The 5,795-nt window shown below is 47.5% G+C and carries 5 protein-coding genes; 2 read left to right on the forward strand and 3 right to left on the reverse strand.

Annotation, left to right across the window (positions count from 1 at the left end):
* From B2X00_RS12010 to B2X00_RS12020, 3 genes are all read right to left on the reverse strand, one after another.
* Nucleotides 1-416: DUF3034 family protein (locus tag B2X00_RS12010; protein ID WP_290487887.1), on the reverse strand; the 416-nt coding region annotated here is incomplete at its 3' end.
* Nucleotides 409-2,688 carry a bifunctional diguanylate cyclase/phosphodiesterase gene (locus B2X00_RS12015; RefSeq protein WP_290487888.1) on the reverse strand — a complete coding sequence of 760 codons (2,280 nt, stop codon included), beginning with the start codon at nucleotides 2,686-2,688 and terminating at the stop codon, nucleotides 409-411. The genes B2X00_RS12015 and B2X00_RS12010, both read right to left, overlap by 8 nt.
* Nucleotides 2,688-3,359, reverse strand: a complete 672-nt coding sequence (locus B2X00_RS12020; RefSeq protein WP_290487889.1) for a methylamine utilization protein — start codon at nucleotides 3,357-3,359, stop codon at nucleotides 2,688-2,690. The genes B2X00_RS12015 and B2X00_RS12020 overlap by 1 nt, the downstream gene beginning before the upstream one ends.
* Before the next feature lie 152 nt (nucleotides 3,360-3,511).
* Here B2X00_RS12020 and B2X00_RS12025 point away from each other — a divergent pair, with 152 nt between their 5' ends.
* Together B2X00_RS12025 and B2X00_RS12030 are read left to right on the forward strand one after the other, a co-directional pair.
* Nucleotides 3,512-4,885, forward strand: a complete 1,374-nt coding sequence (locus B2X00_RS12025) for a class II fumarate hydratase (RefSeq protein ID WP_290487890.1) — start codon at nucleotides 3,512-3,514, stop codon at nucleotides 4,883-4,885.
* Nucleotides 4,886-4,896: 11 nt separating this feature from the next.
* Entirely contained in the window at nucleotides 4,897-5,559 is a 663-nt protein-coding gene (locus tag B2X00_RS12030; RefSeq protein ID WP_290487891.1) for an SDR family oxidoreductase, read from the forward strand.
* The last annotated feature ends 236 nt before the right edge of the window (nucleotides 5,560-5,795 follow it).

Below are 5,795 nucleotides of genomic sequence, written 5' to 3' on the forward strand. Positions count from 1 at the left end.
TGGATGCCTGCACTCACTTGCGGCATAGCACCATACACCAAGTCACCACTGAGTCGGGCTTTAACGCCCCAAACAGATTGCTCAAGTTCGCCACCGATGGTTTCTAAGTCGAACTGTTGGCGTGCATAGGAAACTTCAACTCGGTTATTCCAGTTAAAGCTAGCGCCTTGCACACTTAAACTAAAATCATCAACTTGTACTTCCGTCATCTGTACAGTCGCGCCCCACTCACCTTCATCAGCGTAACTGCTGAGGGTTGCCCATGGCACGATACCACCGCCGCCACTCCCCTCTATCGTGCTCGCGCCGCCGGTTGCCAATAAACGCGATCCCGGTGATTCAAATTGTTGCGCTAGTGCAGGCTGAACGGCACTCAGCAAGAGTACGGATAAGCCATAAAAAATGCGTTTAGGCATGCTCTTTTTCCTTCAATAGTCGTAAATGTAATTCGTCAAACGAGATCGGCTTACTAAAATAATAACCTTGTAGAACGTCGCACTGGTGCGCGGCTAGCCAATGCCAGCTGGCTTCATCTTCAACCCCTTCTGCTACAACGCGTAAGTTTAGTTCGTGGGCGAGTTGAATGGTCGAACGAACAATGGACTGATCTTCAGGTTGAGCCATTAAATGTTGGATAAAAGCCCTATCAATCTTTAACTCATTAATGGGTAAACGGCGTATCTGAGAAAGCGAAGAATAGCCCGTACCATAGTCATCAATCGATATCTCGTAACCTAATTCGCTAAGCATTTGCAGGCATGCAATGGATTTTTCAGGTTCATTCATCAACGCACTTTCGGTGACTTCCAATATCAAATAGCGTTGCATATTGCGTTGACTGAGCGCGACTAAGTCATTAGCGAGTTTGTCATTGACTAAGTCGACCGCTGAAATATTAATACTCAGCTTAATATCATCCTGAGATGCTCGTAATTGATTCACCCATTGCTCGGCCTGATCCACAACCCAATGGGTTATTTCAGTAATCATGCCCGACTGCTCCGCCAGCGGAATAAATTCATCCGGACCGACCCAGCCGAGTTCCTCATCTTGCCAACGGATGAGCATCTCCGCCGCGACGGTGCGTCCGTTAATCGCTGACACTTTAGGTTGCGCAACGAGATTAAAACCGCCTTGCGCAATCGCTTTAGGTAGTTGCTCGACGATCGCAAGCCGACGTAAGTGCGCTTCATCAAACCCTTCTTGATAAAATGCATTAAACTGATTGTTTTCTTTAGCATGTTTAACCGAAACTTGGGCACGACGGATGAGGCTATCCAACTCAGTCGCTTGATTGGGGAATTGTACTGCCCCACAGTTGAATTTAAGTTCAAACTGGCTACCGCCTACTAAAAAGGGCTTGTCGAGTCGAGCACTCAGTTGTCTCAATTGATGGGCTACTTCGGACTCAGTCGCCGTTGCCGTCACTAAGGCAAACTCATCGCCACCAAAGCGGGCTAATAAATGACTTTGTTGACCATCCATTAATAGTCGCTCGGCAATTTGTTTTAACACTTCATCGCCCATGCGTTGACCGACACTATCATTTAAACGACGAAAGTTGCGGATGTTAATGAGGATGAACCAGCCCGACGACGTTGTGTCACCGAGTTTTTGACTCAATAGCCGTTGCAACTCACGCCGATTAGGCAGCTCAGTTAACTGGTCATGCGTGGCTTGGAAACGGACTTTACGCTCACGCAAAGCGATAGCAGAACGCATCGACTCAAACGTATCAGCCAACTGACCGAACTCATCTTTACGTGACTGCAAGTTAGTCGGTGAATAGTCACCGGATTTGAGCTTACTGGCCGCCTCAGATAACAGCGCTACTGGCGTAGAAATAGTCTTCGCGACAAATAGTGCAACAATTAACGTAATAGCGAGCGCAATGGCTCCGATTAATAAAATTTGTACAAGTAACTCATCAAACTGCCGCATGGCTTCAGCGCGGGAGGTGGTCAAAGAAACGTGCACCACATTCCCCCCAACCGTATTGAGTATACTCTCTTGGAGCGCCAAACCGCTTTGTTGAACCCAGTTATCGTAAATTTGCTGTTCGGACGATAACGCCTGTGCAAACCCCTCACGAAGCTCGGAAGGTAGGCTTGAAGCCAACAGCTGGCTCTGTTGCTCCAGCCATAATGTAATATCTGCGTTCGCTAACTCTTTGAGCTGCTCGGTAAGTTTATTATTTACCTCGAAACCGAGCGTCGCCCACGCAATAAGGTTGGGTGCTGTAACGGGCACGGTTACCACTTGATATAGTTGCCCTTCTGACACAAGCAAGGCCTTTCCCCCCTGCTCACCGCTTACTAATTGCTGTAAGTTCAAGTCATGTGTTGAAGCTATTTCTTCCCCACTAGGTGTCTGCAGTGCAATGAGATCGGTGCCGATGCGCTCACCATGGTTAATTAGCGCAGACACGATGGTGTCGCGATCTTCGCTAGCAACCGCGCGTTTAAAGCCAAAGTCATCAGTCAGCACTTCGGCAGCGCGGCGCAGCTGCTCAGCTCGACCATCCATTAACTCGCGGAAGACCCGTTCACTGACCGTTAACTCACGTTGTAGGGTGCGTTCGACCTGATTTGATGTGGTAAGTAAAACGGCCAGTACGGCACCACACAATGCTACCGCAATGAGAATGCCAAAAATGACCGCAAGTCGAACTTTAAACTGTTTAAACATCAAGCTCCTAAGCGATTAAAGCGTTTTTCTAATCGCGATTTTTTTTCTTTTTCTTGCGCTGGTGGCGCCACATCTAACATTATATCGCTTTCTTGCGTTGGAAGCCTGAGTTCAATCAACTCGGCAGCATCAAGATTATCACCCATCCAAGGATGCCAAACACGCAGTGTTATCGCTTGCGACTGTTCACTGACCGCATTATTGATGTCAATACTGACGTGCCCAGACGCGTCTGTCACGAACCCTTGTAGCGCGTCATTAATCACAACGTAGCCGATCATACCGTCATGAATGTTACAGCCAAGAGTAACCACACCGGGTTTGTCAAAGGTTACTTTAGGGCGCTCTTGATCAGAGTACAGTTTTAATTCAAACGGTTTTGCTTCCGAAAAAGAGTAAACGTGGTGGCGAATATTATCACTATTCGGAAAGACGACCGTACTGCCTTGCTGAATTGAAGAGACCTTGGGCACGAACTGTTTATCGACTTGGTCAATGACGACATCGTCTTGTACAACATGGGCCCCCACTAACGCAGCCTTATTGATCAACACAACGGCACTTTTAATAGGATTACCGTTTTTGTCTAAAATTCGAAAGGTTTGTGCATTCGCCGATGAAGCCACAGAAAATGCGATGATAAGCAGGCTGAGTGCTATCTTTTTTATCATGGGTCGCCTTATCATTAAGAAGTTAAAAGCAATATAGAGCAAATGCTCAGATTGCTAGCTTAATACAAGTCTCTAGTTTTTAGTACTGATCTTTAGCAGTGTAAGTCCGTATTTCAAATTAACCAAATTCTTTGGCTTAGGAGCAATGAATTATGAGTCACGAGACACGGACTGAAGCAGATAGTATGGGACAAGTAGAGGTCCCCAAAAGCGCTCTCTACGGTGCCCAAACACAACGTGCGGTTAATAATTTCCCCATCAGTGGACTCACACTTCCAACTGAACTCATCAAAGCCATCGCCCGCATTAAGTGGTCTGCGGCGGCGGCTAATCAACAGTGTGCTGACCTCGATGAAGACAAAGCCGCTGCCATTCAAGCGGCCGCTCAGCAAATTATTGATGGTCAGCACGCCGACCAGTTCCCGATTGATGTCTTTCAAACTGGGTCAGGCACGAGTTCGAATATGAATGTGAATGAAGTCATTGCCCACATTGCACAACAACAAGGCGTTGATGTACATCCGAATGATGATGTCAATCGGAGCCAATCGAGCAACGATACGATTCCAACAGCGATTCAAATTGCCAGCGTGATGGCTGTCGAACAACGACTGCAACCCGCGCTTAAGCACCTGATAGACACCATTAGAAAAAAAGCGGTTGAACTACGTGATGTGGTAAAGACGGGGCGTACCCATTTAATGGATGCGATGCCACTGACGATGGCTCAGGAGTTGAATGCGTGGGCTGGCCAGCTCGAATTAACGGCTCAACAACTTCCGCAGTTGTGTGAACACTCGCAAGTACTGCCACAAGGGGGGACAGCGATTGGTACTGGCATTAACGCGCCTGAGCAGTTTGCCGATTTATTTGCGCAATCGCTCAGCGAGCAAACTGGGATTGCTTTTAAAGCATCGCGTAATCCCTTTAGTGGCATTGCCGGACAAGAGCTCAATGTACAGTTGCATGGCCAATTAAATACCCTCGCAACCACGCTACTAAAAATAAGTAATGATTTACGCTGGATGAACAGCGGACCTCTAGCAGGTTTAGGCGAAATTCAGCTGACCCCCTTGCAGCCTGGCAGCAGCATTATGCCCGGCAAAGTAAACCCCGTCATACCTGAAGCAGTCGCCATGGTTGCAGCGCAGGTCAATGGGCACCACACCACCATCACGACTGCTGCACAACAAGGTAATTTCCAACTCAATGTCATGTTACCCGTAATAGGATACAACTTAATGCAGTCACTTGGACTGCTCACGCAGAGCTGCCACGTCTTAGCTGATAAAGCGGTGGCGGGGTTCGAGGTGAACCACGAGAATCTCGAAAAAGCATTAGCCAAAAATCCTATTTTAGTGACCGCGTTAAATCCAGTGATCGGTTATAGCAAAGCAGCCGATATTGCCAAACGCGCATATAAAGAGAAACGTCCAATCATCGACGTCGCCGAAGAAATGACAGACATGGATCGCGAGCAGCTCGCTAAATTACTTGACCCGAAAGATTTAACACAATCTGACTGAAGGATTTTATTATGTCGAATGTCATCATTACCGGTGCTAATCGTGGCATCGGTTTTGAGTTAGCAAAGCAATATTCAGAGGCCGGCTACTCCGTTACCGCTGTATGCCGTAATAACTCAAAACAACTTATCGAACTCGATGTCGACATCATTGAAGGGATTGACGTCACCAAAACCTCCGATCTCATGCGTATGAAAGAAAGTCTCGGCGGTACGCGCGTCGATATATTGATTAATAATGCAGGGCTCCTTAACCATGATGAGCTCGGTGAACTCGATTCACGTATGTTGCGTGCGCAGTATGAAGTCAACGCCATCGCGCCCCTGCGAGTGACGGAAACGCTGCTAGGTAACCTTGAGGGCGGTAGTAAAGTCGCACTGATTACGAGTCGGATGGGCTCTATTGATGATAATGGTTCGGGCAGTCGTTATGGCTATCGAATGTCAAAAGCAGCGCTCAATGCCGCAGGTAAATCTTTAGCCATCGATCTAAAAGATAAAGCAATAGCCGTTGTACTATTGCATCCAGGCTATGTACAAACGGAAATGGTCGGTGGGCGAGGTGATATTTCGCCAGCAACGGCAGCTGAGCGACTCATGCAACGGATTGATGAGCTTACGATAGAAACTTCAGGCAGTTTCTTCCATAGTAATGGTGAAGAGTTACCATGGTAAATGGGTGTTTTTGTGGCTCTTCCGTTCAGTTTTCAATCGAATCAGTGTTTTTTTAACCAATCAAACCAAATTAAGTGATTTTTTCTTAAAAAGAGGTTGACGGTAAGCCAAGCGATTTGCATAATACGCGCCGCACTCACAGAGAGGCGCAACACAAAGATTAGGCTGCGTAGCTCAGCTGGGTTAGAGCACAGCACTCATAATGCGGGGGTCGCAGGTTCGAATCCCGCCGTAGC

Source organism: Idiomarina sp. UBA3162 (assembly GCF_002364475.1).
Taxonomy (GTDB): Bacteria; Pseudomonadota; Gammaproteobacteria; order Enterobacterales; family Alteromonadaceae; genus Idiomarina.

Excerpts from the sequence above, each read along its gene's own strand:
- B2X00_RS12015 (WP_290487888.1), bottom strand. The coding sequence starts at position 2,688 with ATGTTTAAACAGTTTAAAGTTCGACTTGCGGTCATTTTTGGCATTCTC.
- B2X00_RS12020 (WP_290487889.1), bottom strand. The coding sequence starts at position 3,359 with ATGATAAAAAAGATAGCACTCAGCCTGCTTATCATCGCATTTTCTGTG.
- B2X00_RS12025 (WP_290487890.1), top strand. The coding sequence starts at position 3,512 with ATGAGTCACGAGACACGGACTGAAGCAGATAGTATGGGACAAGTAGAG.
- B2X00_RS12030 (WP_290487891.1), top strand. The coding sequence starts at position 4,897 with ATGTCGAATGTCATCATTACCGGTGCTAATCGTGGCATCGGTTTTGAG.